Annotated in this window: 28 protein-coding genes; 19 read left to right on the forward strand and 9 right to left on the reverse strand. The window is 30.2% G+C overall.

Going from position 1 to position 26,495, the window contains the following annotated elements; genetic code table 11:
* Window positions 1-80: 80 nt before the first annotated feature.
* Together HMPREF2881_RS10555 and HMPREF2881_RS10560 are read left to right on the forward strand one after the other, a co-directional pair.
* On the forward strand, window positions 81-1,136 hold the full coding sequence (locus HMPREF2881_RS10555) for an ABC transporter permease (protein WP_002448471.1): 1,056 nt from the start codon (window positions 81-83) through the stop codon (window positions 1,134-1,136).
* Complete coding sequence (locus HMPREF2881_RS10560; RefSeq protein WP_002448319.1) at window positions 1,136-1,801, forward strand: ABC transporter ATP-binding protein; 666 nt, start codon at window positions 1,136-1,138, stop codon at window positions 1,799-1,801. The genes HMPREF2881_RS10555 and HMPREF2881_RS10560 overlap by 1 nt, the downstream gene beginning before the upstream one ends.
* Before the next feature lie 69 nt (window positions 1,802-1,870).
* Here HMPREF2881_RS10560 and HMPREF2881_RS10565 read toward each other — a convergent pair whose 3' ends face one another.
* Window positions 1,871-2,827, reverse strand: a complete 957-nt coding sequence (locus tag HMPREF2881_RS10565) for a YdcF family protein (protein WP_002454961.1) — start codon at window positions 2,825-2,827, stop codon at window positions 1,871-1,873.
* 171 nt (window positions 2,828-2,998) lie between these two features.
* Here HMPREF2881_RS10565 and HMPREF2881_RS10570 point away from each other — a divergent pair, with 171 nt between their 5' ends.
* From HMPREF2881_RS10570 to HMPREF2881_RS10580, 3 genes are all read left to right on the forward strand, one after another.
* Entirely contained in the window at window positions 2,999-3,460 is a 462-nt protein-coding gene (locus HMPREF2881_RS10570; protein ID WP_002448483.1) for a MarR family transcriptional regulator TcaR, read from the forward strand.
* Window positions 3,461-3,559: 99 nt separating this feature from the next.
* The gene (locus tag HMPREF2881_RS10575) at window positions 3,560-4,924 is read left to right on the forward strand and encodes a membrane-associated protein TcaA (protein WP_002448446.1); all 1,365 of its coding nucleotides are present in this window, start codon (window positions 3,560-3,562) and stop codon (window positions 4,922-4,924) included.
* Window positions 4,925-4,944: 20 nt separating this feature from the next.
* The gene (locus HMPREF2881_RS10580; RefSeq protein ID WP_002448360.1) at window positions 4,945-6,150 is read left to right on the forward strand and encodes a putative multidrug effflux MFS transporter TcaB; all 1,206 of its coding nucleotides are present in this window, start codon (window positions 4,945-4,947) and stop codon (window positions 6,148-6,150) included.
* Between the two features lie 54 nt (window positions 6,151-6,204).
* Here the strand turns inward: HMPREF2881_RS10580 and HMPREF2881_RS10585 are convergent, their stop codons facing one another.
* Window positions 6,205-6,756, reverse strand: a complete 552-nt coding sequence (locus HMPREF2881_RS10585) for a TetR/AcrR family transcriptional regulator C-terminal domain-containing protein (protein WP_002448470.1) — start codon at window positions 6,754-6,756, stop codon at window positions 6,205-6,207.
* Between the two features lie 121 nt (window positions 6,757-6,877).
* On the opposite strand from HMPREF2881_RS10585, the gene HMPREF2881_RS10590 reads away from it, so the two are divergent.
* Window positions 6,878-7,525, forward strand: a complete 648-nt coding sequence (locus HMPREF2881_RS10590; protein ID WP_002448529.1) for an HlyD family secretion protein — start codon at window positions 6,878-6,880, stop codon at window positions 7,523-7,525.
* 12 nt (window positions 7,526-7,537) lie between these two features.
* Window positions 7,538-9,631, forward strand: a complete 2,094-nt coding sequence (locus HMPREF2881_RS10595; RefSeq protein ID WP_002488803.1) for a DHA2 family efflux MFS transporter permease subunit — start codon at window positions 7,538-7,540, stop codon at window positions 9,629-9,631.
* Window positions 9,632-9,709: 78 nt separating this feature from the next.
* Here HMPREF2881_RS10595 and HMPREF2881_RS10600 read toward each other — a convergent pair whose 3' ends face one another.
* Window positions 9,710-10,339, reverse strand: coding sequence for a hypothetical protein (locus HMPREF2881_RS10600; protein WP_002448359.1), 630 nt, complete (start codon window positions 10,337-10,339; stop codon window positions 9,710-9,712).
* A 192-nt stretch (window positions 10,340-10,531) separates the two neighbouring features.
* On the opposite strand from HMPREF2881_RS10600, the gene HMPREF2881_RS10605 reads away from it, so the two are divergent.
* The gene (locus tag HMPREF2881_RS10605) at window positions 10,532-11,431 is read left to right on the forward strand and encodes an alpha/beta hydrolase fold domain-containing protein (RefSeq protein ID WP_002488799.1); all 900 of its coding nucleotides are present in this window, start codon (window positions 10,532-10,534) and stop codon (window positions 11,429-11,431) included.
* A 51-nt stretch (window positions 11,432-11,482) separates the two neighbouring features.
* Here HMPREF2881_RS10605 and HMPREF2881_RS10610 read toward each other — a convergent pair whose 3' ends face one another.
* Together HMPREF2881_RS10610 and HMPREF2881_RS10615 are read right to left on the reverse strand one after the other, a co-directional pair.
* Window positions 11,483-11,899 (reverse strand): hypothetical protein, encoded by a 417-nt coding sequence (locus HMPREF2881_RS10610; protein WP_002448421.1) that lies wholly within the window; start codon window positions 11,897-11,899, stop codon window positions 11,483-11,485.
* On the reverse strand, window positions 11,899-12,378 hold the full coding sequence (locus tag HMPREF2881_RS10615; protein ID WP_002448563.1) for a thioesterase family protein: 480 nt from the start codon (window positions 12,376-12,378) through the stop codon (window positions 11,899-11,901). The genes HMPREF2881_RS10610 and HMPREF2881_RS10615 overlap by 1 nt, the downstream gene beginning before the upstream one ends.
* 121 nt (window positions 12,379-12,499) lie before the next feature.
* Between HMPREF2881_RS10615 and corA the strand changes: the two genes are divergently transcribed.
* On the forward strand, window positions 12,500-13,447 hold the full coding sequence (gene corA / locus HMPREF2881_RS10620) for a magnesium/cobalt transporter CorA (protein WP_002448410.1): 948 nt from the start codon (window positions 12,500-12,502) through the stop codon (window positions 13,445-13,447).
* Between the two features lie 34 nt (window positions 13,448-13,481).
* The gene (gene fni, locus HMPREF2881_RS10625; RefSeq protein WP_002448337.1) at window positions 13,482-14,531 is read left to right on the forward strand and encodes a type 2 isopentenyl-diphosphate Delta-isomerase; all 1,050 of its coding nucleotides are present in this window, start codon (window positions 13,482-13,484) and stop codon (window positions 14,529-14,531) included.
* Between the two features lie 60 nt (window positions 14,532-14,591).
* Here fni and HMPREF2881_RS10630 read toward each other — a convergent pair whose 3' ends face one another.
* Window positions 14,592-15,200, reverse strand: coding sequence for a DNA-3-methyladenine glycosylase (locus HMPREF2881_RS10630; protein WP_002448554.1), 609 nt, complete (start codon window positions 15,198-15,200; stop codon window positions 14,592-14,594).
* A gap of 294 nt (window positions 15,201-15,494) precedes the next feature.
* Here HMPREF2881_RS10630 and HMPREF2881_RS10635 point away from each other — a divergent pair, with 294 nt between their 5' ends.
* Together HMPREF2881_RS10635 and HMPREF2881_RS10640 are read left to right on the forward strand one after the other, a co-directional pair.
* Entirely contained in the window at window positions 15,495-15,821 is a 327-nt protein-coding gene (locus tag HMPREF2881_RS10635) for a YnfA family protein (protein WP_002448475.1), read from the forward strand.
* 29 nt (window positions 15,822-15,850) lie between these two features.
* Entirely contained in the window at window positions 15,851-16,861 is a 1,011-nt protein-coding gene (locus HMPREF2881_RS10640; RefSeq protein WP_002448396.1) for an aldose epimerase family protein, read from the forward strand.
* A 55-nt stretch (window positions 16,862-16,916) separates the two neighbouring features.
* Here HMPREF2881_RS10640 and HMPREF2881_RS10645 read toward each other — a convergent pair whose 3' ends face one another.
* Complete coding sequence (locus HMPREF2881_RS10645) at window positions 16,917-17,573, reverse strand: MOSC domain-containing protein (protein WP_002488720.1); 657 nt, start codon at window positions 17,571-17,573, stop codon at window positions 16,917-16,919.
* Window positions 17,574-17,732: 159 nt separating this feature from the next.
* Between HMPREF2881_RS10645 and HMPREF2881_RS10650 the strand changes: the two genes are divergently transcribed.
* Entirely contained in the window at window positions 17,733-18,422 is a 690-nt protein-coding gene (locus HMPREF2881_RS10650) for a ribose 5-phosphate isomerase A (RefSeq protein WP_002448572.1), read from the forward strand.
* Window positions 18,423-18,455: 33 nt separating this feature from the next.
* On the opposite strand, the gene HMPREF2881_RS10655 is transcribed toward HMPREF2881_RS10650, so the two are convergent.
* Window positions 18,456-19,517 (reverse strand): peptidoglycan release complex CPBP-like subunit SdpC, encoded by a 1,062-nt coding sequence (locus HMPREF2881_RS10655; RefSeq protein ID WP_002488800.1) that lies wholly within the window; start codon window positions 19,515-19,517, stop codon window positions 18,456-18,458.
* Window positions 19,518-19,775: 258 nt separating this feature from the next.
* Here HMPREF2881_RS10655 and hutG point away from each other — a divergent pair, with 258 nt between their 5' ends.
* The 6 genes from hutG (at window position 19,776) to HMPREF2881_RS10685 (ending at window position 25,674) form a co-directional block, all read left to right on the forward strand.
* The gene (gene hutG, locus HMPREF2881_RS10660) at window positions 19,776-20,711 is read left to right on the forward strand and encodes a formimidoylglutamase (protein ID WP_002488819.1); all 936 of its coding nucleotides are present in this window, start codon (window positions 19,776-19,778) and stop codon (window positions 20,709-20,711) included.
* Between the two features lie 156 nt (window positions 20,712-20,867).
* Entirely contained in the window at window positions 20,868-21,986 is a 1,119-nt protein-coding gene (locus HMPREF2881_RS10665) for an amidohydrolase (protein ID WP_002488744.1), read from the forward strand.
* A gap of 88 nt (window positions 21,987-22,074) precedes the next feature.
* A complete protein-coding gene (locus HMPREF2881_RS10670; protein ID WP_002488817.1) occupies window positions 22,075-22,956 on the forward strand; it encodes an SDR family oxidoreductase in 882 nt (293 codons plus the stop codon).
* A 77-nt stretch (window positions 22,957-23,033) separates the two neighbouring features.
* Window positions 23,034-23,645, forward strand: coding sequence for a flavin reductase family protein (locus tag HMPREF2881_RS10675; protein WP_002488732.1), 612 nt, complete (start codon window positions 23,034-23,036; stop codon window positions 23,643-23,645).
* A 96-nt stretch (window positions 23,646-23,741) separates the two neighbouring features.
* Window positions 23,742-25,034 carry a Na+/H+ antiporter NhaC family protein gene (locus HMPREF2881_RS10680; protein ID WP_002488813.1) on the forward strand — a complete coding sequence of 431 codons (1,293 nt, stop codon included), beginning with the start codon at window positions 23,742-23,744 and terminating at the stop codon, window positions 25,032-25,034.
* 121 nt (window positions 25,035-25,155) lie between these two features.
* Window positions 25,156-25,674, forward strand: a complete 519-nt coding sequence (locus HMPREF2881_RS10685) for an SRPBCC family protein (protein ID WP_002448616.1) — start codon at window positions 25,156-25,158, stop codon at window positions 25,672-25,674.
* A gap of 57 nt (window positions 25,675-25,731) precedes the next feature.
* Here the strand turns inward: HMPREF2881_RS10685 and HMPREF2881_RS10690 are convergent, their stop codons facing one another.
* The gene (locus tag HMPREF2881_RS10690; RefSeq protein ID WP_002488786.1) at window positions 25,732-26,493 is read right to left on the reverse strand and encodes a MurR/RpiR family transcriptional regulator; all 762 of its coding nucleotides are present in this window, start codon (window positions 26,491-26,493) and stop codon (window positions 25,732-25,734) included.
* Window positions 26,494-26,495 lie beyond the last annotated feature (2 nt).

Consider the following 26,495-nt stretch of genomic DNA (forward strand, 5'->3'; position numbering starts at 1 on the left):
ACAATTTTCTTTGTTGTTCATATTCAGTTCATATTTACTCTCTATACTGTTTAATAAAGATAAATAGGGAGGAAAAAGAAATGAATTTAGCTTGGAAAGAAATAAAATTTTATAAGTTTCGATATATATTAATTATGCTAATCATCTTCTTACTAGGGAGTATGGTATTATTTATTAATGGTTTAGCTCAAGGTTTAGCGAGAGAAAATGTGTCATTTTTAAATAATCAAAATGCACAAACATATATTATTGAAAAAATGAAAGAACCTAAAATTGAAAAATCACAACTTGATTCAAATCAACAAAATAAGATAGAAGATATTATAAATCAACAAGCAACACATCTTGGACCACAAACATTAAAATTAAAACAACAAGATCAAGATATTCTTACGTTCTCTACTTCTAAAGAAGATCGTCCCTCTTTAAAAGAAGGTCGCTATCCTAATCATTCATATGAAGTTGCAATAAATGATAAATTAACGGGACAAGATGTAAAAAAAGGAGATATGATTAAGTTTAAAGGTCATAAAGAAGCTTATAAAGTAAGTGGTATTATTGAAGATACAATGTATTCTCATAGCTCAATGGTTATGATGAATCATTCAGATTTTAAAGCACTTAATAAAAATTATTCTACATTCTACCCAGTTAAAGAATTAAGTAAAAAAGATAAAAATAGAATTAATGATATTTCTAATGTAACAACTGTTAGTGAAAAAACATTGACTGATAACATTGCAAGTTACCAAGCAGAACAAATGCCATTGAATTTAATGATCATTAGTTTGTTCGTGATTACAGCAATTGTATTAAGTGCATTTTTTTATGTTATGACCATTCAAAAAATCTCACAAATAGGTATATTAAAAGCAGTAGGTATTAAAACGAGACATTTATTAAGCTCATTAATTATAGAGATTATTTTAACTACCATGGTTGGTGTTATTTTAGCCACAGTACTTATTTTAATATTAAGTTTAATTATGCCAGTTACGATGCCATTTTATTTAGGTTACGGTACAATTTTATTAATGATTGTTATTTTTCTTATTGTAGGATTTATCGGTGCCTTACTATCATTTATCAAAGTAGTAAAAGTGGATCCAATTGATGCTATTGGAGGTATGGAATAATGACATTAAAACTCGAACATATTAGTAAAACATTTGGAGAAGGTTCAGCGAAGACAAAAGTATTAAAAGATATTAATTTAGAAGTTCAACCAGGAGAGTTTATTATTTTAAATGGTGCATCAGGTTCAGGTAAATCGACATTATTAAATATATTAGGTGGGTTGTTAACACCTACTGATGGTAAGATATTATATGAAGGTCATGACTTATATTCAAATTATAAAAATAGTACAGAATTAAGACTTAATGATATTGGTTTTATTTTTCAAGCGTCACATCTTGTGCCTTATCTAACGGTTGAAGAACAACTCACTGTTATTGCTAAGGAAGCGGGAGTAAATAAAAAAGAAGCCGTTTCAAATGCTAAATATTTATTAACAGAAATTGGTCTCAAAGATCGTTTGAATGCATTTCCACATATGTTATCAGGAGGAGAAAAGCAACGTGTAGCAATTATGCGTGCCTTTACAAATAATCCTAAAATCATTCTTGCAGATGAACCAACAGCAAGTTTAGATGCAAGTCGTGCTACGAAAGTAGTAGAGATGATTAAGGAACGTATAAAATCTGAACAGATGGTAGGTATTATGATTACACATGACGAGCGATTATTTGACTATGCTGATCGCGTTGTAAAATTAGAAGACGGCAAAATACTTAATTAAAAAGTGAATAGTATTCATACTATGGAAAAGTCTGGATCATATAAGAAAATGATCCAGACTTTTTGTATATTAAAGTAATATCCAAATTGACGCTATAAATACTCCGACTAAATACAAAGTCAAAAGTAATTTATATTGATATATAAGTGCAAGAAAATCTCGTAAGAGCGCTTTATCTAGAAAATGATAAGGCGTTGAACTTCCTAATCCTATTATTTTTATATTTAACTTTTGTGCAAAACGTAAGGCTCTTAAAATATGAAATTGACTCGTCACGCATAAAATACTAGGGACATTTTCAAACGATGTATTAATGAAAGATTTAGAATATAAAAAGTTCTCATATGTACTGCTTGATTGTGATTCCATCAATATTGAAGAAGATGATACACCACATTTAATGAGATAATTCTTCATTGCTAAGGCCTCTGAAATTGGTTCGTCAGGACCTTGACCACCACTTACCAATATATTGCAATTATGCGACTGTACTTTATAGATTTCTAAAGCTCTATCCAGTCTAGAGGCTAGCATAGGAGTGACTGTTTCATTGAATATACCTGCGCCAAGTATAAGAATCATATCATATTGTTTATGGGTTTTAGCACGTTCAAATGCAGAAGAAAAAATTAAATATATAATGAAAGCGTAACAAGCACTAAATAAAATTAAAGCAATCCATAAAAACATGCCATTTAAAATAGGTAATGGTATTGTACTAAGATATATAAATATACCAATAAATAAGACACCATTTATTAATCTACGAAACATTTTATTTAAGAAACAGGTTCCTTTTTTAATTTTGAATAGATGAGAATGTTTGACAAGCAAACCGATGGTAGAAATGATAATTAATATAAACAATCCAGTTGGTAGGGTCATGGTCATGATATTAATGAGACTAATGGTGAAACATAATATCACGCTTGTAATAAAAAAAGAAAGAGAGATAAAGTGTCTTATATTAAACAAAACACTTAGGATAATAATTAAAACAATAAATAATAAAATGATTGCTAGCATATTTGATAACCTCATATCTATTTATATATTTAAATGTAATGAAAGGGTCACAATTTAGCAACTATTATATTTTTCTATTTGTTTTCAACGTGGAAAATTATTGATATTATTTAACAGAGTATAAAAATTAACTGCACAATATATGAAATTATTTAAGTAAGGAGATTTGTAATGAGTAGAATCTCAAAAAATCATATTGAATTTATGAAACATTTCATAGATGAGACAAATACATTAACGTCTAAACTTTTAAAAGATCAACAAGTAAAATATGGTGTTTCTACTGAACAATCGAATGTACTACGATTACTCAGTCATCATCAAGCTTTATCTATAACGGAAATTACTGAAAAACAAGGGGTTAATAAAGCGGCAGTAAGTCGTCGTATAAAAAAATTAATAGAAAGTGACTTTGTTGCATTACAGAAGCCTAACAATAAAATAGATCAACGCTTAAAGTATATTGTTTTAACAGAGAAAGGGCGCCAATATACGGAAGAAAATAACGAAATTATAAGTCAAATTGTGAATGATATGGTTAAAGACTTATCTAGTAAGGATATAGAAAAAGCTCTGAGTGTGCTTTATATTATAGATGAACGTGTGAAGCATTTTAATGCTAAGGTAAAATAAACGTTAATCGGAAATTATCTCCTCAAGAAAAAAGAGTTATAATATTTGTGTGAAAAATATAAATGACATTGCATCTTATGAGAGGAAGTTGATGACAAAATGAAACAATGTCCTTATTGTGGACAAGAATTAAATAAAAGTGATAGGCAATGTTCTAATTGCGGAAATATGATACCTAAAGAAAAAAATAAAGCAACATCGTCCTCTCAATCAGAACAATCTAATTTAAAATTTAAAAAGTTTATTCCTTGGGTCATTATAACTTTCATTATTATTTTAATTGGTATTGTTTTCATACTATTAAAAAATTTCAATTCTCCCGAAGCTCAAACCAAAATTCTTGTAAACGCAATTGATAACAACGATGCTCAAAAAGTAGCTACGTTAATTAGTACTAAAGATGTTCCTGTAGATGATGAAGAAGCAAGTGTTTATATTCAATATATTAAAGATGAAGTTGGAATGATGAAATTTATTCATGATGTCAAACACACAACAGATAAATTAAATAAAAGTAATCATGATTCTGCCTATATACAAACAAAAACAGATAAAAATGTATTAAAAATTAGTAAAAATGGAACGCGTTTTTTAATCTTTAATAATATGAGTTATAGACCACCTACAAAAACTGTTATTGTTAAGCCGAAAATAGATACAAAATATGAATTTAAAGCTGGTGGAAAACGTAGAGTCATTCATGCAAAGGCGAATCAAGCAACTTCTATTGGTAAATACATTCCAGGTGTTTATGCTATCGATGCTGAAAAAGACACAGAATATGGTCATTTTACAGGTCAAATGAAATTTGATTTTAGATATGCTAAAGGAAATACTGTGGAGGTTAATGAGAACTTTAACGAAGCTTCACTTAAAGTTAAATTAAAGGGTAAAAGTGACTTAGATAAAAATACATTGAAAGTAACTATTAATGATAAAGAAATGAAATATGATGCATCAAAAATATATGGTCCATATCCTCAAAATAAAGACATTAGTGTTTCAGCTACAGGTATGGTTAAAGACAAAACATTTACGTCTACAAGTAAAACAATAAAAGCAAAAGATTTAGGAAACATTAATAGTGCAATACTAGATTTTGATGAAGATAAAATTTCTGATTATGTTTCAAAGAAAACTGAAGAAGAAAACATACTTAGAGTTACGTTAGAACCATTTTTTAATCAATATACCTATGCGCTAAATTATGCTATTAATCAACAAAATTTTGAGATAATAAGTCCATTTCTAAAAAATAAGTCTGATGCATATATAGATATAAAAAATCATTTAAGTGATTCAAAGCATTTTGAATTCTCACAGTTGTTAAGTGCAACTCAAAGTGGAGATATTATTAAAGCTAAAGTACAACAAATTAATCAACGCGGAGAAATAGAATATGTCACTTATGAAATAGAAGAAGATAAAGATAATGGAATATTACAAATCATAAACATTAAATAGATTCTAAGGAGAATATTTAAATGGAACAAAGACATAACCAAGATAAGCATTCCTTGTTATTTATTATTATTCTAGGTATGTTGACTGCTATAGGACCGTTAGCGATTGATATGTTCTTACCTGGTTTACCTGAATTGAAAAATGATTTTAACACTACGACAGCTAATGCTCAATTGACACTATCGTTTTTTATGATTGGTCTTGGAATTGGTAATTTATTTGTAGGACCGATTTCCGATAGTGTGGGGCGTAAGAAACCTTTAATTATCGTTATGACCATTTTTACTCTTGCAAGTCTCGGAATCATATTTGTTCATAACATATGGCTTATGATTATCTTAAGACTTTTACAAGGTATTACCGGGGGAGGCGCGGCAGTTATTTCAAGAGCCATTGCAAGTGATTTATATAAAGGTAATGAATTAACTAAATTTCTATCTTTATTAATGTTAGTTAATGGTGTTGCACCGGTTATTGCGCCTGCGCTTGGAGGTATCATTTTAAGTGTAGCAGTTTGGAGAGTCGTATTTGTTATATTAACTATCTTCGGTATATTAATGATAATGGGAAGCCTAACAAAAATACCAGAATCTTTAAGTTTAGAGTATAGAGATAGCAGTGGTATCAAAGTGATATTTCAGAATTTTAAAAGCTTATTAGGTACACCACGATTTGTACTACCCATGCTAATACAAGGTGTTTCATTTATTTTATTGTTTAGTTATATTTCTGCTTCACCGTTTTTAGTTCAAAAAATTTATGGTGTATCCCCACTGCATTTTAGTTGGATGTTTGCTGGAATAGGAATAACATTAATCATCTCTAGTCAATTAACAGGAAAACTAGTAGATTATATTCATACGCAAACACTTTTAAGGTTATTGACATGTATCCAAATTATTGGTGTATGTATTGTTTCGTTAACGCTCATCCAACATGGACCATTCATTTTTTTAGTGATTGGTTTTATAACATTAGTAGCTCCAGTTACAGGTGTAGCTACTTTAGGGTTTTCTATTGCGATGGAGGAAAGTACCACTGGTAATGGTAGTGCTTCGAGTTTATTAGGGCTTGTGCAATTTTTATTTGGAGGTATTGTTACACCTTTGGTAAATGTAAAAGGGGAATATAACAGTACACCTTATCTAACAATCATTATTAGTGCAATTGTGATCCTTATTATTTTACACCTTATTAATTTTAAAGTGTTTAAAACAAAAAGATAAATAAATAGGGAGCAAAACAAAATTTAATTTGATTCTGTCTTGCTCTCTTCTTTATTATCTTTGTAACTTAATTGTATTGGATAATAAAGAATTTGCTACTTCTTTAGGACTTTCTTGGCAACCGCTTCTTAGCCAGTAAAGAATTACTCCAATTTGACCGCTAATTGTATAAGAAATAAAAAGCTCTCTATTTTGAATTAAAGTTTCATTTTCAGTTAAAATCTTATCGTAATATTTCTTGGTAATATCTAAGTAGTCCATAACTAAACTTCTATTTGGATTTGAGATAAAAATAGCGTGAAAAAAAGATTTCTTTCTATATATATATTTGAGAATAATATGGAAGAACTTAAATACTTTTTCAGGCTCTTTTTTTATATTGTGAAAATTATTAGAAAGTGCTTTTAATAATTTTTCATACTTATTTAAATGGTAACTTTGGATTGTAGACAATAAGTCGTATTTATCCTGAAAATTATCATAAAAGGTTGAACGATTAATTTTACATTTTGCACATATCATTTTAATTGAAATTTGTTCGAAAGGATAATCTTCTAGCAAATCGATCATACTTATTATAATTTTATATTTCGCTTTTAATTTCATGTATGTCACCTAAATTAAAAAGAATAACCGACAATTTTTTAAGTTTTGTTGGTGTTTTTTTTATTGATATGTCTTTATAATATATAAAGTGATTTTTAAAAGCAAATAGGAGGAAAGTTCAATGAAGAAAATGGTGTTAATCAATATCATTACTATCGTTGCTTTAGTTATTATCGGAGTAGTTGGATTTTATTTCTATCATAATGCAACTAGCTATGTAACAACTGATAACGCTAAAGTTGACGGCAATCAAATTAAAATTGCGAGTCCAGCATCTGGACAAATTAAATCTTTTGACGCAAAACAAGGCGATAAATTGAAAAAAGGTGACACAGTGGCAGAAGTAACTGCTCAAGGTCAAGATGGTCAAACTCAAGATCAAAAAATTAAAATGCCACAAGATGGTACAATTGCTAAAACTGATGGAATGGAAGGCTCTATCGCTCAAGCAGGTTCACCAATTGCTTATGCATATAATTTAGATGATTTATACATTACAGCTAATATCGATGAAAATGATTTAAGCAGCATTGAAAAAGGCGATAAAGTTGATGTAACAATCGACGGTCAAGATTCTAAAATCGATGGTAAAATTAAAGAAATCGGAAAAGCAACTGCAAATAGTTTCTCATTAATGCCATCATCAAACAGTGACGGTAACTATACTAAAGTTTCACAAGTGATTCCTGTGAAAATTTCTTTAGATTCACAACCATCTAAAAATGTTGTTCCTGGAATGAACGCTGAAGTTAAAATCCATAAAGACTAAGGAGGTCATAAAATGACAGTGACCTTCATTATTGGATATATCGTTGCAGCGGTCATTTTAGTTGGTTTAATTAATTTATTCGTGTTGAAATCACGTAATAAATCTAAGTTAAATCAATCAAAGGGACAACAAGTAAATGAAGAATCTAAGAGTCAAAATAATCCATCTAAATTTAAAATGAGTGACTTAGAACAAAATAACGATGCAAAGAATGCATCATCTTCTCAGATCAGTGAAGAGAAAAAACGTTACTTTAATAATGATCAATCTCATTATAAGGAAGATAACGATATCAATAATGATAAAAGAAAAAATCATTTTGAAGAAGAACAAGAGCAACAAGATTCATCTTCAGAACAAATTCATCCTGAGCAAAAGCAAACTTCATATTCCTTACACTACTCAGACGATGAACAACACAATGCTCATGCTGAAGATACAGTAAACCATAATGATAGAGATGTTAATAATCAACATCTTTCCAAAGATTCTATTTATGAACCTATTAATCCTGATTCCCAAGAAGGACGTGTGAACGAACGTATAAAAGACCAAACACAAGATTTTGTCTTCGGTGCAGGGATTACAAGAGGTAAAATTTTAGCTGCTATGTTGTTTGGTATGTTTATCGCAATTTTAAACCAAACATTACTTAATGTAGCTTTACCTAGAATTAATACAGAGTTCAATATTTCTGCTTCAACTGGGCAATGGTTGATGACAGGATTCATGTTAGTAAATGGTATTTTAATACCAATAAGTGCGTTTTTATTTAATAAGTATTCATATCGTAAGCTATTTTTAATAGCGCTTTTATTATTTACAATCGGCTCATTAGTTTGTGGTATTTCAACTAACTTCCCAATTATGATGGGAGGACGTGTTTTACAAGCAATTGGTGCAGGTATATTAATGCCATTAGGATCTAATGTAATTGTTACTATTTTCCCACCTGAAAAACGTGGTGTGGCAATGGGAACAATGGGTATCGCAATGATTCTTGCTCCAGCGATTGGACCAACATTATCTGGTTACATCGTCCAAAATTATCATTGGAATGTTATGTTCTATATGATGTTTATCTTAGGATTACTTGCTTTCTTATTTGGATTAGCATGGTTCAAAATTTATCAAAAAACAATCAATCCCAAAGCAGATTATCGTGGTATCGTATATAGTACAATTGGATTTGGTGCTTTATTATATGGCTTTAGTGAAGCTGGTAATAAAGGATGGGGTTCAACTGAAATCATTATAATGTTTATAATTGGTGTTGTGTTCATCATCTTATTTGCTATTCGTGAATTAACAATGAAAGCACCAATGCTTAATTTAGAAGTGCTAAAATCACCAACATACACGCTTACTACTATTATAAATATGGTAGTAATGATGAGTTTATTTGGAGGTATGATTTTATTACCATTATATCTTCAAAATTTACGTGGTTTCTCAGCATTAGATTCTGGTTTACTATTATTACCAGGTTCATTATTAATGGGTGTATTAGGACCTGTTGCTGGTAAATTACTTGATACTATTGGTCTTAAACCACTTGCTTTATTCGGTATTGCAGTGATGACTTACGGAACATATGAATTAACAAAACTGAATATGGATACTTCTTATCTTCATATTATGAGTATTTATGTAATACGTTCGCTAGGTATGGCATTTGTTATGATGCCGTTAATGACTGCAGCTATCAATGCTTTACCACCTCGCTTAATTTCTCATGGTAATGCGTTCTTAAATACGATGAGACAATTAGCTGGTTCAATTGGTACTGCAATTCTTGTTACTGTAATGACAACTCAATCTACAAATCATCTTAATGCATTTGCAACTGAATTAGATAAAACTAATCCAGTCATTCAAGATCATGTACGTGAAATGGCAACGCAATATGGAGGTCAACAAGGCGCATTACAAGTTATCTTGACTTATGTAAATAAATTAGCCTCAATTGAAGGTATCAATGATGCGTTTTGGATTGCTACAGCATTAAGTGTCTTAGCATTCATTTTAAGTTTATTCTTAAAAGGTAAAAAAGGTGCTGAAGCTGAACATGAGAGATTGATGAGTAAAGAAAGTAATAAATTTTAATAAATAAAAAAGGTATTGGACATATAAAACGTTCAATACCTTTTTTTATTTTATTAAATATAAAATGAGATTACATTTCTATTTGATTCTAGGATGACGATTTCTAAAGAAAAAGCTTATAAATAATAACGCTAAACTACTTGAAAGTAAGATCAGTGCATTGTGAATAGCATCTGCTTCAGTAATAATTTGATTTGGTGGTAAATCTAAGAAAAAGTGATGCAAGTTCTGAGAGATTTGCTTTCCTAACATTTGAATTGTATAACTAAAGGAAAAAGCAATCATTAACGCAACAGCGATAATGATGAAATTAATCACTTTTAAAATCGTTCTATTAAATACAATGGTTAAAATTGAAATAATCATGCTGCCAATACATAAAACGAAAAATATATTAAAGGCTAGAATAAATTTATCGATTACACCTTGTAAGTTAGCGACTTCACTAATATTAATATTGAGTGGTCCAATCTGAGTAGTTGTATTTTGAAAATTTTTAATCTCAGAGAAATCAATCGCTTGATTTGCAAGAACAAAATTTAGAATAGGTTGTTTATACATGCTATAACAAGTAATCCCTACAAGTATAAGAATGATGATATGTATAATTAAACTTATCCACGAATTTTTCTTTTTACCATAATAAGCTTGTTGGTTAACACGAGCATATGGGGGGCGGTTTGTTTGATATCTATTAGGGTTTTGCATTATTATTACTCCTTTGCCGTCATTCATTTGTTTTCTATAGTTGACTCATTTATACTGAATTTAATGTGTAATAGGCAATTATATGAACTAGATTGCTCATTTTTAATCATATAAATAGTATTATATCGTTTTTTTAGCTGTCTGTAATAAAGTTTGATTAATTTTACAAATTTATAAGGTAGGTAAAATGTTATGAAAACACGTATGGTAAATAGAATTGTTAATAAATATTTACTACATAATCGCTCAATTCAGTTTAAGAGTAAAGACGAATTTGAATCGTTTATGGAGCGTAGAAAAGATATTAATAGAGCGAAACATAAGCAACCTCCAACTTTAAATGTGAAAGCAAATCTTGATAAATTATCTTTAGGAGATATGCAAGTGTTTAGATTTAATTTTCGTCACGAAACTAAAAAGAAAATTTTGTATATTCATGGTGGATACAACACATTACAACCTTCTCCATTCCATTGGAGATTAATGGACAAACTTGCACTCAACACTTTATATGAGGTCGTTTTACCGATATATCCTAAAGCACCAGAGTTTCATCTTAAAGATACATTTAAAGCAATTAATAATGTATATGAATCGTTATTAAGTGAAGTTAATAATGAAAACATTGTTATTATGGGTGATGGAACTGGTGGAGCACTTGCACTGAGTTATGTACAACAATTAGTAGAAAATGGCAAACCTTTACCATATAAACTATGTTTAATTTCTCCAATGCTTGATGCAACAATGACAAATCCTCAAATTACTGAAGATTTGGTTGAAAAAGATCGTTTTGTGAATATTCAAGGACTTCAAAACATAATGAATGTGTGGAGTGATAAAGAACCATTATCAAATCCTTTAATTTCTCCGATATATGGAATAAAACAAGGATTACCACCAATTATAATGTTTGGCGGGGGTAAGGAAATTTATTATCCAGATATGCAACGTTTGGCATATGAATTGGAAACGCATAACCAATCTATACAATTTTTTGAGTATCCAAAAATGTTTCATGACTTTGCGTTATTCCCAATTCATGAATCTCATAAGGTAATTAAACAAATTAATAAGGCAATTCGTGAATAATGATAAGGACTAAAGTAGAATCGAATTAGATTTTACTTTAGTCCTATATTTTTATATTGAGTATTTATTGACTTGCAATAATAATTCACTAATAATATCATGCTGACCTTTACAATGATAATAAGTATCGAGAGATTGTGCCAAGCTTAAGTTTTCTTTGGATTCATAAGTTGTAGTATGTAACTCTATTACATTTAAAAGTTGTTGTTCAACGTCTTGAGAATGTCTTTTTAGATTAGCAATTAAATCATTTTCATCCGTAGTCGTTTTAATTTCTCTATCTAATGCTTCTATCGCTTGTTTTTGTCCTTGGTAAAAACTGATATTAAATGATCGTTGAATGAGCTCTTGACTTGGTCCATTCATAAATAATGAACGGTTTTCATTTAATTCAATCAAATGCATTTTAAGTGTGTCACTAAGATCAAATAGTGTGTTTTCTAAGATTTCAGAAATAGTGTCTGTCATTATGCCTCTCCTTTCTTTGGAATGCCGATTTGATGTCCTAATGATTTAGGCCAACGCTTATCATATTGAGAATCATAGTATATTTGGATATTAGATTTATAATGTGCGGGGAAAGAAGCAGGGCGGCGTGTTAAACGATTAATACCCATCATCATTATTTCGCTTGTTGCAGCTAAAGTTTCATCATTTTTAAATAATTCTAAAAAGAAGTGAACACGTTTTTCATCATAATCATAAATACGAACACGAACTGAAAACGATTCTTCGAAGTGTAATTCCTTTAAATATGCTGTATGTTCTTCGACTGTAAATGTTGTATAATTAAGCGCTTCTCTTTCTTTTAATGATAAACCATTATAATGATTAAATTCACTAATAACTTCACTGAAAACTGAATTATATTCTGCATCATGCATATGTTGGTTAAAATCGACTTGAGAAGATACTACACTCTTATGAATAATAAATGGATAGTTCATAATATTTTATCCCTTCTTTAAAATTTTATAAAAATACTTTACTAACATAAAATAACACATACACAATATTTAATTCATGGTAGAATGATAACCGTATGGTTAAATAGGAGGAAACAGAAAGATGACCATGATTATTCGATATCAAACTAAGGACGAACCACTAACTCAAGTTGAACAAAGCAGTGATGTACCTAATGATGCTACTATTGTGTGGTTGGATTTTGAAGATGCAACATCCGAAGAAAATGATTTTTTGATTGAAAACTATAATTTTAACTATTTAGAATTAGAAGATGCTATTAAAGGGGTACCACGAGTTAAATATAAATCTTATGATGATTACCAATACATGGTATTTCATAGTATGCATAAAGATAATTTTACTCCTATAGCATTGAACGTATTTCTAGACGGAAAAACATTAATTACTTATCATCAACATCATTTTGAATCGTTAATGGAAGTTGTCAAGATGAATGCTCGTAAACATGATCCAGATTTAGATTGTGCTGATATCGTTATACATATCCTTGATATGATGGTAGATAAATATTTTGATTTTGTTTATACCATTGAAGATGAGGTATACAACTTTGAAGACGCGCATGTAGATGATACACATAGTAAAAAAGTAATGGATAATGTCTTTCAATTACGTTCTAATCTTATAAAAATAAAACGTGTATTATTCCCAATGCAAGAACTTGTGAATACAATTAAGACTGAAGGTAACTTAATTGTAGATTATAAACATTCAATGTATATTCAACATATTGATGATCATATTATTAAACAAAATAATATTATTAGAACCTCTCAAGAAATGACAAATGAAATTCGAGAAAATTTTGAATCTTATTCTTCGTTTAGAATGAATAGTATTATGCAAGTATTGACACTCGTGTCAGTTATATTTTCTCCTTTAACATTTATAGTAGGCGTATATGGAATGAACTTTGAATATATGCCAGAGTTAAAATGGCACTATGGTTATTTTATTTGTTTAACTATAATGTTACTCATTTCAATTGCATTAATTCTCTTTTTTAAAAAGAAAAAGTGGTTTTAATATAGAACATAGTTTAAGGAAAGTAGGTTGTTACATGAGAGATATCCAAAGAGAGCAAAGAAAAAATGAACATGTAGAAATTGCAATGGCACAACAAGATGTCCCTCAATCAGATTTTGACCGTATGAGGTTTGTACATCATTCAATTCCAAATATCAATGTGAATCAAGTGGATTTAACGAGTCATACTTCAAATTTTGATATGACATTTCCCTTGTACATTAATGCAATGACAGGTGGAAGTGATTGGACTAAGACAATTAATGAAAAGTTAGCAGTCGTTGCTAGAGAAACAGGCTTAGCTATGGCTGTAGGATCTACGCATGCAGCTTTAAGAAATCCTAAGATGGCTGAATCATTCAGCATTGTACGTAAAACAAACCCTGAAGGCATTATATTTAGTAATGTAGGGGCAGATGTACCAGTAGATAAAGCTGTTAAAGCAGTTGAATTATTAGACGCACAAGCTTTACAAGTACATGTGAATGCACCACAAGAATTAGTGATGCCAGAAGGGAATAGAGAATTCTCGACATGGTTAGAAAATGTGGAAGCAATTGTTCAACGCGTAAGTGTACCTGTTATCATTAAAGAAGTAGGATTTGGCATGAGTAAAGAATTACTACAATCTTTAGTAAATATAGGCGTAACGTATGTAGATGTGAGTGGAAAAGGTGGCACTAATTTTGTCACAATAGAAAATGAGCGTCGTTCAAATAAAGACATGGATTACCTTTCAAATTGGGGCCAATCGACTGTAGAATCATTACTTGAAAGTATAAGTTATCAAAATAAACTAAATGTATTTGCAAGTGGTGGATTACGAACACCTTTAGATGCAATTAAAAGTTTAGCTTTAGGTGCAAAAGCTGTTGGCATGTCACGTCCATTTTTAAATCAAGTTGAACATGCTGGTATTACTAGTACCATTGAATATGTAGAATCATTTATAGACCATATGAAATCTATTATGACAATGCTAGATGCTAAAGATATTAATGATTTAAAACAAAGTAAAATTGTTTTTGATAGTAAGTTAATGTCTTGGATAGAGCAAAGACATTTAAAAGTTGAACGTGGATAATATTAATCGCTTTTGAAGAAGGACGACCTTTTCAAAAGCGATTTTTTATTGAATGAGGTGTTACTTCCATGTTTCTTCTGGTAATAGACAATCGGATTTTCTCATTCTAGAGACATATGGATTTCCTTTAACAGTATATCTTAAGTGTTTTTCTGTCCATTCACCTTTATTTGGGATACCTATACGTGCACTTTCTTCAATCTCTCTAGGAAATTTTCTATTCTTTACATCAATAGATAAACAACATTGATTAATTGTTGAACCATCTATTGCTCTAGGAATATTAAATGCTTTAGTCCACTTTCCCGGACCATTTGTAAGTTCGAAACCAGATTTATTTCGGTTGATTTTCATACCTTCGATACCATCTTCAGGTTCAACTGCACGTATTAAGACACCTTCTGGGATACCTTCTTCACGTGTTACTAAATTAATAAGTAAATGCGTATGCATAACATGGCCATATATGGTTCCGCCACGTTCATATAAAGAAGTGACTTTAGGCGTTTGTTTCCCACCAAATCCATGTGCTGCTTTATCTTTAAAACCTAAATAAGCTTCTGTTTCGACGATATAGCCACTATAAGTTTGTGTATGATCTTGATAACTAATTTTAACGCCTAATAAAGATTTAGCCGTTTCAATTGTTGGTTTATTTACAAAGTCCAATATAAATACCTCTTTCTTTAAATGAATCATTTGGATGCTTGTCTAAACTTTTTAATAATTTTATTATAGTGGAAAATGATAGAGTTAGAAAATATTAAATGCATTGATAGAGAATCAAAAAACATCTAATAGATAACGTTTACATTTTTAAATTTATATAAAACCTATGGAATATTAATTAAAAAAGTGTAACAATATGTATTGATGATAAAGTCAAAGTTTAAAAGTAATAGATGAAATTTAAAGCAGTTTGCTACAATGAAACTAACTTTTCAAAAGTTGGTGAATAAACAAATGATATATTCAATTTTTATTTTTGTATTATCAGGTCTCTGTGAAATTGGTGGAGGCTATCTAATTTGGTTGTGGTTAAGGGAAGGGCAATCAAGTTGGTTAGGATGTATTGGTGGACTAGTACTTGTCTTATATGGTGTGATTGCTACATTTCAAGTGTTTCCAACCTATGGACGTGTCTATGCAGCATATGGTGGAGTGTTTATTATAATGAGTATCATATGGTCATTTGTATTTGATAAACAAATTCCAGATAAGTATGATGTCTTAGGTGCTGTTGTATGCATTATTGGCGTATTAATAATGATTTTACCAAATAGAGCCTGATCAAGCGTGTTGAGAGGGAGACGTAAGTAATGATAGTTGAAGTAGAGAATCAAAATCATGGTATAGATTTAATTAAAATAGATAATGACGATACGTATATTGTATTTACAAACTATGGAGCACGAATTGTTTGTTGGAAATATCATGATAATAATATTGTGTTAGGTAATAAGGTAGAAGCGGATGAATTTTACCCCGAAAATCCATATAAATTTGGAGCTACTATTGGTCGATATGCAGGACGTATTGAAAATGCTTCTTTTAATTTAAACAACAAATATTATCAATTAGAAGCAAATGAAATGACTAATCAACTTCACGGTGGTAGTAATGGTTTAGATAGACGATTGTTTGATTATGAAATACAAAATAATATAACAAATATTAAAGTTATATTTAAACTTCAGATACAATCAAAAGAGGATGGTTATCCTGGAGATATGATGATTAAGGTTATACATACATATGATGTTGAACATCGCTGGACGATTGAATATAAAGCAACATCAAATGAAGATACATTATTCAATCCTACAAATCATGTGTACTTTAATCTAAATAGAGATAATAATGTCATTGATAATCACTCTATAATAAGTGAACAATTAAAAATGTATCCTATTGATCAGAATCATCTTATTTCCAGTCAACAACCTATTGATTTATTAGAACGATTTAATCATCGTCCTATTCAATTTCAAGATATTTTTAATTCTGAAGATAAACAAATTAAAGAACAAATCCATTTTAATAAAGGACTCGATCATCCATTTGATATTGGTCATCATCGTCTTATCGTTGAAAATAACGAGTTTGCGTTAGATGTAGAAACAACAATGACTAATATAGTGATTTTTACTTTTAACGATACATCAGAATGGAAGAGTGATTTTAATATTTATAAACCTCATTCAGGTGTAGCGGTAGAAACACAATACTTACCTAATGATATTAATAATGAGGGTAATAAAGCTAAATCAATTCTAAAAGCTAATGTTCCATTTTATGCGAAGACAATATATCATATTTCAGAAAAATAACTTTATTTTTATTCAGAAACATACCACTATGACATTAAGTGATAGAGGTATGTTTTTATTTATTCATTGCTTTTTCTTTTAATAATTTCAATTTTTCAATACGTTTAGGAGATAAGTAAGGATTATTAATGGCTTGATTTAAACGGTCTATATTTTCGCGGTCATTATAATAAATATCATTCAAATTTTGAACAGATAAGCGTGTAGGAGATTCGGCAGTTTTAAGGAGTAATAAATGATCTTGTTGCTGCACATAACCTTCTTTTAAAACACGCATATAAAATCCTGTTTTACCGGAGGATGACATCCGCTTAACTAAATGTTTAATACCATACTTTCTTTGAATCTTCCAGCAAGGTTCTCGTATTTCAGAAACTTCTACAATTGCCTCTCCTAATTGATATTGATTTCCAAAATACACATCATTTTCATCAAGGTCAACGAGAGTTAAATTTTCACCAAACATTGCATAATCAGGTAGTATATTAATATCATTTTTATACATTGAATAATTTTCCTTACTAAAACAACAAACAGCTTTGTGTGGACCACCATGGTCTTTATAAGCTTGTTCATCCTCACTGAACCCTGTATAAGATAACCACATTTTTCCAGAAAACATTGTTTTATTTAAAGCAGAATGCATTGGACGTTTTTGATCATAGTTTAAAGTTTCAATTTTACCAGTTGAAATAGCATATATCGGAATCATGTTATGCTCTCCTTTTTTATAATATCTGTTATTTTACTATATTTTTAAAAAGTATAAAAATTTTTTTGATAAATTAAATGAATGTAAAATAGACCTAGGTATTTTAAAAAGGCTAGTGTAAAATAATAAATGAGTATATGAAAAGGAGTTATAGTACCGATGAAGGATGCGAAAGAACTCAAATTAATGACGACAGATGATGCAGTGGCTCAAATTCAAGATAATATGATTCTTGGAATTGGAACAGGAAGTACAATTGAACTATTGATCCCTAAGATTGCAGAGCGTATTCAACAAGATAATTTAAATGTTACAGGTGTATGTACATCTAATAAAAGTGAATTTCTTGCTAAACAATATAATATTAATGTGGTTGATATTAATGATATTACTTATATAAATTTAGCTATTGATGGTGCAGATGAAATTGATTCAGATTTAAACCTTATTAAAGGAGGCGGAGGTGCCTTATTCAGAGAGAAAGTCATTGATGAAATGGCAAGAAAATTTATCGTTTTAGCAGACGAAAGTAAAATGGTAAATTACTTAGGTGAAACCTTCAAATTACCTATTGAAGTTGATAAATTTAACTGGTTACTTGTATCTAAAAAAATTGAAGCATATCATGATATCTCAGTCGAACGAAGAATGAATGAGGATATACCATTTATTACAGATAATGGAAATTATATTTTAGACTGTGAATTAAAAAGTAAGATAGATCCTTATCAATTACATGAATTTTTAATTCATCTCACAGGTGTGCTAGAAACAGGTTATTTTTTAGATATGACAACACAAGCGATTATTGGCACTCAAGAAGGAATTAAAGTAATTAATAAGAAGTAAAAAAGAGAGGAACATGTTTAAGTTCCTCTCTTTTTATTTATTAGATTTATTGATATCATTGATTTCTTCTTTTACATCATCCACTACAGATGAGCGTCTATCTTCTGCATATTTAGAAGATGATTTTAAATGATGATCACCGTCTTGGACTTCAGATTCATTAGTCTGTGTATGAGTCACATTATTTTCTTGTAACGATTGATGTAACGTTTCTTTTTTGTCCAATTCACTATTAGATGTCTTATTTGAATCATCTGTGTCATCATTTACATGGTCTAAATAATTATTAGGTTCTACTTCATCTAATGATTGGTTTGTTGTTTTATATAAGATAAAGCGAATGACTAAACTTAAAAGAATGAAAATAATACCAACAATTGTAGTACTTAAAGCAATGACTTTCATAGAGAATAAGTCACCAGTTTCTTCGCTAAATAAGAATACTTGAGCAAATGTCATTGCAGCATGGAATAGCATTGCAATATAAATCGTACGACCTTTAGTTGCTCTAATTAATTCACCGACAATCATTGAAAACATAAATGTATATAAGAAGTGATAACCTGCATATTGCATTCCATATGTTGTGTTAATAGTCCAAATAGAATACATTAAACCTACAATGATTGAAGCAAAAAATGTATTGACTTTACTTTCAACAATATTTTGTAAATATGAACGGAATCCAAATTCAGCAAAGAAAGCCATGAAAATATGACCAACAATAATTGTAAATACAGATACTGATAAATCATTGGCTTGTAATAAAATAAAACTATCAGCAAATCTATTGAAACTCATCATTCCAATAATAAAAATAATGAGTGGCAAAATTAACGCAAGTATTATACGTTCAATAACTCTAATATCAATAGAGAAATTCAAACCAGCTAGTTGAGTACGCTTATTTTTAAATGCAATAATACAAATTATTGCAGCAATAAAAGGCGCTAAATTATTAATACTAAACACAAAACGTTTAATACCAATAGATGCTTGAAAGTCTCGCAGGATTAAAGACAATGCCATTGTAACAACGAAAAATACAAAAATTGTTAAAGCCCATTGAAATCCTGAAATACGTTTCGTCTTCATGTATGTAACCTCCATTAGGGTAACCATATATATATTCTTTTCTTAATATTATACATATTACAAGGGGATAAATAAATTGTCCATTTTAAATATCATTAAAATGTAATAGTATTGAATTATTTTTAAATTTTTGAAACTAATATTTAATGTCTGAATCATAAATTAAAGGGTGAATAATTTAATAAAAATGGGTATTGATTGTATAAAATATGTTATATGATTAAGGTAACCTTAAATAATTAGGAGGCATCTATTATTATGTACAGTAAAAGCAATCCAAAACTATGGAAAGGAAGAGTAGATAGTCAAAATGATCCTAAGCAGTTCAAGCATTTTCAGACCGTCACATTTGATAATTTAGAAAATATAGAAAATCAATTTGATAAAGTTGGTGTAGGTTTGTTAGGCTATGCCGTTGATAAAGGGATAGAACTGAATGAAGGAAGAATTGGTGCTAAAAAAGGACCAGACGAAATAAAAAAAGCTTTTGCTCAATTACCGGATTTAAGTGAATGTGAATCTCTTGTTGATTATGGAAATGTAGAATATACAAAAGGTTCTCTAAGTGAAGTTCAAGAAGAAATGGGGCGTTTGGCTGCTCGAGTTATTCAACAGCATCACCAATCTTTTTTTATTGGTGGAGGACATGATATCGCATACGCACAATATCTAGCAACGAGACACATTTATCCTGATGCTTCTATTGGCATTATTAATATCGATTCACATTTCGAGACGCGTGCTGATGTACAATCTAATTCTGGTACAATGTTCAGACAAATTTTAGAAAAAGATGATAATATTGATTACTTAGTTTTAGGTTTATCTCAAGGTAGAAATACACGTTCTTTATATGAATATGCTGAAGAAAAAGGAATTATCTATGTATATGCAGATGAAATTTTAAATGATTTGTCTCCAACCATTAAAGATAAAATTGAACGTTTTATTCATCAGCATGAAACGATTATGTTTACAATTAGTATGGACGCCATCGATAGTGCATTTGCGCCTGGAGTAAGTGAACCTACTGTACTCGGATTGAATCCTCATTCTGTATTTAATATAGGTAAACGCGTCATATTAAGTGGAAAAACGTCTTCTATTAGTATTGCTGAAGTTAATCCAAATTATGATATTGATCATCGTACTGCTCAACTTGCAGCGAATTTTATTCACCATTTTATAGAGTAGTTATTTTAAAAATCGAAGTGAACTTTTAGATAAGAGTAGTCCACCATTCTAAGTAATGGATATCTACTCTTATTTAGTTATAAGAAAAGTTTGATAATTATGATACTATAGACTATACAACATTTTATTGGACTTAGAGAAAGGGAAGTGACATTGATGACAAGTTTTAACGACGTTGTAAAATGGAGACGCATGTTTCATCAATATCCTGAGTTATCAAAATACGAATATAAAACGACGCAACGTATAAAAGATATATTAACTTCATACAATATTAAAATGATTGACATTCCAATGGAAACGGGTCTAGTAGCAGAAATAGGACAAGGAGAAAAGTGTATCGCTGTTCGTACTGATATTGATGCGTTACCTATTCAGGAGCAAGTTAGTCAAGACTTTACTTCTACTAATGATGAAGTGATGCATGCTTGTGGACATGATATTCACATGGCTAGTATCTTAGCTATTGCTACCAAGTTAAAAGAAGAAGAAGAACAATTAAATGGAAGAGTAAGGTTTTTATTTCAGCCAGCCGAAGAACTTGGATATGGAGCTAAAGTCATGGCTAAAACCAATGCACTAGATGATGTACAAGCGATTATTGGATTTCACAATTATCCAACATTAGATATTGGAGAATTTGCCATTAAATCAGGTCCTATTACTTCTGCTGTAGATCGTTTTGAATTTAAAATTCATGGCAAAGGAGCTCATGCTGCCAAGCCAGAGCAAGGCAATGACCCTGTAATGGCGTTAGGGCAATTAATTACAAGTTTGCAAACAATTATTAGTCGTAATTTATCTGCCTTTGATAGTGCTGTCATTACAATAGGAGAAGTGTCTTCAGGTAATACTTGGAATGTTATAGCAGATAATGCTTATGTTCAAGGTACGGTACGTTCATTCAAACCTGACGTACAAGATTATATTGAACAACGTATGCATGACATTGCTAAAGGATTAGAACAATTATTTAATATAGAGATTGAATTAATTTATACACGTTTACCAGGCGCAGTTATTAATGACGTAGAGCTTACAAAACATGCTAAAGAAGCGGCAAAAAAAGTAGGATACACAGTAATTGATTTAGAACATCCGTATACAATTGGAGAAGATTTTTCTGGTTTATTAGAGCATCATCCAGGGGTATTTGCATTTATTGGATCGAATAGCGAATATGATTTACATCATCCAAAATACAATCCAGATGAACGTATTTTAGAAAAAATACCTGATTACTTTATAGAACTGATTTATCAATTATTAGCATAATATTTATTAGAAAATTTTTGGAATTATGATTTAATTACTATTTAATGTGGTAAACCAGTATTGAGTGATTAAATAGGAGATGATTTTAATGGGTGCACAAGATCCAAGAACTAAATTTAAAGATTCTGATTATAAAAAACAAGAACAAGAAACACCAGGTTATCAATATAAAATGTCACCTAAACCAGATTGTGGTGAAGAATCATATGAAGGTCATGGTCGTTTACAAGATTATAAAATGCTTGTAACTGGTGGCGATTCAGGTATTGGACGTGCAGCAGCAATTGCTTATGCTAAAGAAGGTGCTGATGTAGTTCTTAACTACTTACCAAGTGAAGAACAAGATGCACAAGAAGTTAAAAAAGTCATCGAAAAAGCTGGAAGAAAAGCAGTGCTTATCCCTGGAGATGTGAGAAATGAGCAGTTTAACTATGATTTAGTAAAACAAGCTTATAATGAATTAGGTGGCTTAGACAACATTACTCTTGTTGCAGGTCATCAACAGTATCATGATGATATTCATGGATTTACAACTGAACAATTTGCTGAAACATTTGAAACAAATGTGTATCCAATTTTTTGGACTGCTCAAGCAGCAACTAAATATTTAAAACCAGGTGCTTCAATTACAACGACATCTTCAGTGCAAGGGTATAAACCTGCTGCAATTTTACATGATTATGCCGCTTCTAAAGCAGCAATTATTTCATTAACAAAAAGTCTTTCTGAAGAATTTGGAGATAAAGGTATTAGAGTGAATAGTGTAGCGCCAGGACCATTTTGGTCACCTTTACAAATCAGTGGTGGACAACCTCAATCAGCAATACCAGAATTTGGCCAAGCTACTCCACTAGGTCGTGCAGGTCAACCTGTTGAATGTGTGGGACCATATGTATTATTTGCTTCAGAAGATGGTAGTTATTTAACTGGTCAAGTTCATAGCGTTACTGGTGGTATTCAAATCGACTAATTTAGTAAAATGTTAAGTATACTGGCGAGAGATTTTTAGAAATCTCTCGCTTTTTATTTTATAAAGGAGAATTAAAAATGAAAGGGATTAATCCAAATCAATTATCAGATATTCAAAATTATAAATTATTAAGTGGTTCAGTTATACCTAGACCTATTGCGTTTGTAACATCGGAAGATGAAAAAGGTAATTTAAACGGTGCACCATTTAGCTTTTTCAATGTAGTGAATAATAAGCCACCTATGATAGCAATTGCAGCACAAAGAAGTAATGGTAAGCGTAAAGATACTGCTATAAATATTGAAAAAACAAAAGAATTTGTTATGCATATTACAGATGAATTCAATATTGAAGATATCAATGAGACGGCTGCACCTTTAAAATACGAAGACAATGAATTAGAACGCACATCATTGACTCTTATCAGTTCATCTATTATACAGACGCCTGCTGTGAAAGAAGCTAATATTCGTTTTGAATGTAAATTAGATCAAATGATTCAATTAGGTACTAAAAATGATGGTGCTGATTTAATTATAGGAGAAGTTGTTATGTATCATATAAATGAAGATGTCTATTTTGAGGATAGTAAAATTGATTTTAATCAGCTTAAACCCGTAGCACGTTTAGCAGGAAATAATTATTCTAAACTCGAAGACACATTTACAATTGAACGTCCAGAATCATAATAATATGAATTTTACATGTAATTGTATTGACGATGATACATGAATCTTGTACCTTTAAATATAAATTCAATTAGTATTAATGAAAGTAGGTTAAATATGGGAGAAGGTAATAAAGGGCATGCATGGGCACTACTACCTCTTGTGCTATTTATTGCATTATTTTTAGGAATAGGAATCGCTACTGGAGATTTTAGTAATATGCCTTTAAATGTTGCGATAACGATTACTGTGATTGTAGCATTAATGATGAATAGAAAAGAAAAATTTTCAAAAAAGATTGAAATATTTACCCAAGGAGCAGGGCATTCAAATATTGTCCTAATGGTTTTCATCTTTATCTTAGCAGGTGCATTTTCAACTACTGCTGAAAAAATGGGTGGTGTTACGTCTACAGTTAATTTAGGACTATCACTCATACCACAAAATTTTATTATTGTAGGATTGTTTATAATTTGTATGTTTGTCTCTATCTCTATGGGAACCTCAGTTGGAACTATCGCAGCACTTGCACCTGTAGGATTTGGATTTTCTCAGGCAACTGATATTTCAGCTATGTTAGCGATGGGAACAGTAGTAGGCGGTGCGATGTTTGGTGATAATTTATCAATGATATCAGATACCACAATAGCAGCAGTACGTACTCAAAAAACAAAAATGAGCGATAAGTTTAAAGTTAATTTTTGGATTGTTTTACCAGGTGCAATTCTAACAATTATCATTTTATTTTTCTTAACAAATGGTGTACATGTTGATCATTCTAAGCAATATGATTATAACTTAGTGAAAGTCATTCCTTATATTTTAGTGCTTGTTTTAGCCGTCATTGGTGTGAATGTTATCGTAGTTTTAATTAGTGGTACTATACTTTCTGGAATCATTGGTCTTATTGATGGTTCTTTCAATTGGAAAGGTTTATTAACTGCTATATCAAAAGGAATTATTGGAATGGAAGATATTGCAATTATAGCTTTACTTATTGGTGGGCTTGTTGGTCTTATTCAACATAATGGCGGTGTAGAATGGTTGCTTAATTTTGTGAAATCGAAAGTGAAATCGAAACGTGGTGCTGAATTTGGTATCGCTAGTCTTGTGAGTGTAGCGGATATCGCTACAGCAAATAACACAATTTCAATTATTATGTCAGGCCCATTGGCTAAAAATATTGCCGACGAGTATGAAGTAGATCCTCGTAAATCAGCAAGTCTTCTTGATATTTTTGCTGGATGTTTTCAAGGTCTGTTACCCTATAGCCCTCAACTTATTGCAGCAGCGGGTGTCGCTGGAATATCTCCTTTTAGTATGTTGCCATATTGTATTTATTCAATTTTATTAGGCATTTGTGGAATTCTAGCAATTGTATTTAGATTTCCACGTCTTAAGACGAAATAAATGATATATAACAAGTTAAAATCATCTAAATTTATATTTTTTTTAATTTCTGATAGTTGAAATTTTGGTAGTATTTATAAATGCGTTAAAATATAACTAAGAGTGAAAGTAGGTGAGATGAGTGGCAAAATATAATGTAGAAAATGAACAAGTTGAGATTCATATTGAGCGTTTATTTAAATATTCTCCAGAATTGGTTTATAGTGCTTGGACAGATATAAACTTATTAAAGCAATGGTTTATGACCTCCCAACGAACAAATAAGTTATTTGATGCAGATATTCATGAAGGTGGACAATATCGTATAGTAGATGCTCGTAATGGTAAACAAAATGTAATTCAAGGTAAATATGAAGAATTAGTATCCGATGAATATATCAAAATGACTATTGGAATGCCAGAATTAAGCGATAGTCAAGATGTTATTGAAGTAGAATTTGAAGAGCGTGAATCAGGCGGTACGCAAATGTTCTTTTACTATCAATCTATAGTAGAAAAAGAACGTCGTTTAACGGCTTTAGAATATAAACATAAAAAGAAAGAATATCATGATTCTACTGCACATGGTTTAGAATTAATGTTTGATCGAATGAATGAAGTTTTAGATCAATATGTAGAGGACAATGATATGTTACTTTAATTAAAATGAAAAGACCTATTGAGTAAGAGTAAGTTATTACTTAATAGGTCTTTTTATTTATTGTAATTCACCGTTTTCTTTTCGCTCATTATATTTTCTTAGTAGCGTTTCAAAGAAGATATGATAATTAATAAAGCTAGAATAATCTATATCATTGTATAAATAAAATGTATGACTAGAAACGTAAACATTATAATTTGCCTTTTGTGCTAATGTATTGTCTTTCATGGTTGTAACAGAAATAAAATAACGTTGGCGCAATTGAAGTAAATTAGTAATCTCAGTTAATTGGTGAGTTTCTCCAGATAAAGAAATCACAAAAAATAAGTCATCTTCATTAGAGTAGTTAAGTACCATTTTAATCTCATGTTCATCATGCAATACAATTACATTTTTATGCATAGTTAATAAGATACGTTGTGCCTCTTCAGATACATTTTTCTGAGCTCGTCCAGTACCATATAAGTATACATTGGTAGCTTTATCAATTTTTTCAGTAATAAGGTTAAAATTTACCCTTTCTAGGTAAGTAAATGTTGTTTCAATTTCTTGTTTAAATTGTTTGATTGAATCGGTAGGAACTTCATGTAAAGATTGACTTTCAAATTTTAAATAAGATTTAAAATCACTATAGCCATCAAAGCCTAATTTACGGGTGAAACGATGAATCGTTGCGTTTGATGCATGTGTATATTGTGATAGTTCTTGTATTTTTAAAGTTTTACATTGTTCTATATGTGTATTAACAAAATGAGCTATATGAAGGTCATTGTCATTTAATTTATCAAAGTTAGCATTAACTCTCTCATCTAATAACATAT

Source organism: Staphylococcus sp. HMSC057A08, assembly GCF_001812925.1.
Lineage (GTDB): Bacteria > Bacillota > Bacilli > Staphylococcales > Staphylococcaceae > Staphylococcus > Staphylococcus hominis.

Excerpts from the sequence above, each read along its gene's own strand:
- HMPREF2881_RS10555 (WP_002448471.1), top strand. The coding sequence starts at position 81 with ATGAATTTAGCTTGGAAAGAAATAAAATTTTATAAGTTTCGATATATA.
- HMPREF2881_RS10560 (WP_002448319.1), top strand. The coding sequence starts at position 1,136 with ATGACATTAAAACTCGAACATATTAGTAAAACATTTGGAGAAGGTTCA.
- HMPREF2881_RS10565 (WP_002454961.1), bottom strand. The coding sequence starts at position 2,827 with ATGCTAGCAATCATTTTATTATTTATTGTTTTAATTATTATCCTAAGT.
- HMPREF2881_RS10570 (WP_002448483.1), top strand. The coding sequence starts at position 2,999 with ATGAGTAGAATCTCAAAAAATCATATTGAATTTATGAAACATTTCATA.
- HMPREF2881_RS10575 (WP_002448446.1), top strand. The coding sequence starts at position 3,560 with ATGAAACAATGTCCTTATTGTGGACAAGAATTAAATAAAAGTGATAGG.
- HMPREF2881_RS10580 (WP_002448360.1), top strand. The coding sequence starts at position 4,945 with ATGGAACAAAGACATAACCAAGATAAGCATTCCTTGTTATTTATTATT.
- HMPREF2881_RS10585 (WP_002448470.1), bottom strand. The coding sequence starts at position 6,756 with ATGAAATTAAAAGCGAAATATAAAATTATAATAAGTATGATCGATTTG.
- HMPREF2881_RS10590 (WP_002448529.1), top strand. The coding sequence starts at position 6,878 with ATGAAGAAAATGGTGTTAATCAATATCATTACTATCGTTGCTTTAGTT.
- HMPREF2881_RS10595 (WP_002488803.1), top strand. The coding sequence starts at position 7,538 with ATGACAGTGACCTTCATTATTGGATATATCGTTGCAGCGGTCATTTTA.
- HMPREF2881_RS10600 (WP_002448359.1), bottom strand. The coding sequence starts at position 10,339 with ATGCAAAACCCTAATAGATATCAAACAAACCGCCCCCCATATGCTCGT.
- HMPREF2881_RS10605 (WP_002488799.1), top strand. The coding sequence starts at position 10,532 with ATGAAAACACGTATGGTAAATAGAATTGTTAATAAATATTTACTACAT.
- HMPREF2881_RS10610 (WP_002448421.1), bottom strand. The coding sequence starts at position 11,899 with ATGACAGACACTATTTCTGAAATCTTAGAAAACACACTATTTGATCTT.
- HMPREF2881_RS10615 (WP_002448563.1), bottom strand. The coding sequence starts at position 12,378 with ATGAACTATCCATTTATTATTCATAAGAGTGTAGTATCTTCTCAAGTC.
- corA (WP_002448410.1), top strand. The coding sequence starts at position 12,500 with ATGACCATGATTATTCGATATCAAACTAAGGACGAACCACTAACTCAA.
- fni (WP_002448337.1), top strand. The coding sequence starts at position 13,482 with ATGAGAGATATCCAAAGAGAGCAAAGAAAAAATGAACATGTAGAAATT.
- HMPREF2881_RS10635 (WP_002448475.1), top strand. The coding sequence starts at position 15,495 with ATGATATATTCAATTTTTATTTTTGTATTATCAGGTCTCTGTGAAATT.
- HMPREF2881_RS10640 (WP_002448396.1), top strand. The coding sequence starts at position 15,851 with ATGATAGTTGAAGTAGAGAATCAAAATCATGGTATAGATTTAATTAAA.
- HMPREF2881_RS10645 (WP_002488720.1), bottom strand. The coding sequence starts at position 17,573 with ATGATTCCGATATATGCTATTTCAACTGGTAAAATTGAAACTTTAAAC.
- HMPREF2881_RS10650 (WP_002448572.1), top strand. The coding sequence starts at position 17,733 with ATGAAGGATGCGAAAGAACTCAAATTAATGACGACAGATGATGCAGTG.
- HMPREF2881_RS10655 (WP_002488800.1), bottom strand. The coding sequence starts at position 19,517 with ATGAAGACGAAACGTATTTCAGGATTTCAATGGGCTTTAACAATTTTT.
- hutG (WP_002488819.1), top strand. The coding sequence starts at position 19,776 with ATGTACAGTAAAAGCAATCCAAAACTATGGAAAGGAAGAGTAGATAGT.
- HMPREF2881_RS10665 (WP_002488744.1), top strand. The coding sequence starts at position 20,868 with ATGACAAGTTTTAACGACGTTGTAAAATGGAGACGCATGTTTCATCAA.
- HMPREF2881_RS10670 (WP_002488817.1), top strand. The coding sequence starts at position 22,075 with ATGGGTGCACAAGATCCAAGAACTAAATTTAAAGATTCTGATTATAAA.
- HMPREF2881_RS10675 (WP_002488732.1), top strand. The coding sequence starts at position 23,034 with ATGAAAGGGATTAATCCAAATCAATTATCAGATATTCAAAATTATAAA.
- HMPREF2881_RS10680 (WP_002488813.1), top strand. The coding sequence starts at position 23,742 with ATGGGAGAAGGTAATAAAGGGCATGCATGGGCACTACTACCTCTTGTG.
- HMPREF2881_RS10690 (WP_002488786.1), bottom strand. The coding sequence starts at position 26,493 with ATGTTATTAGATGAGAGAGTTAATGCTAACTTTGATAAATTAAATGAC.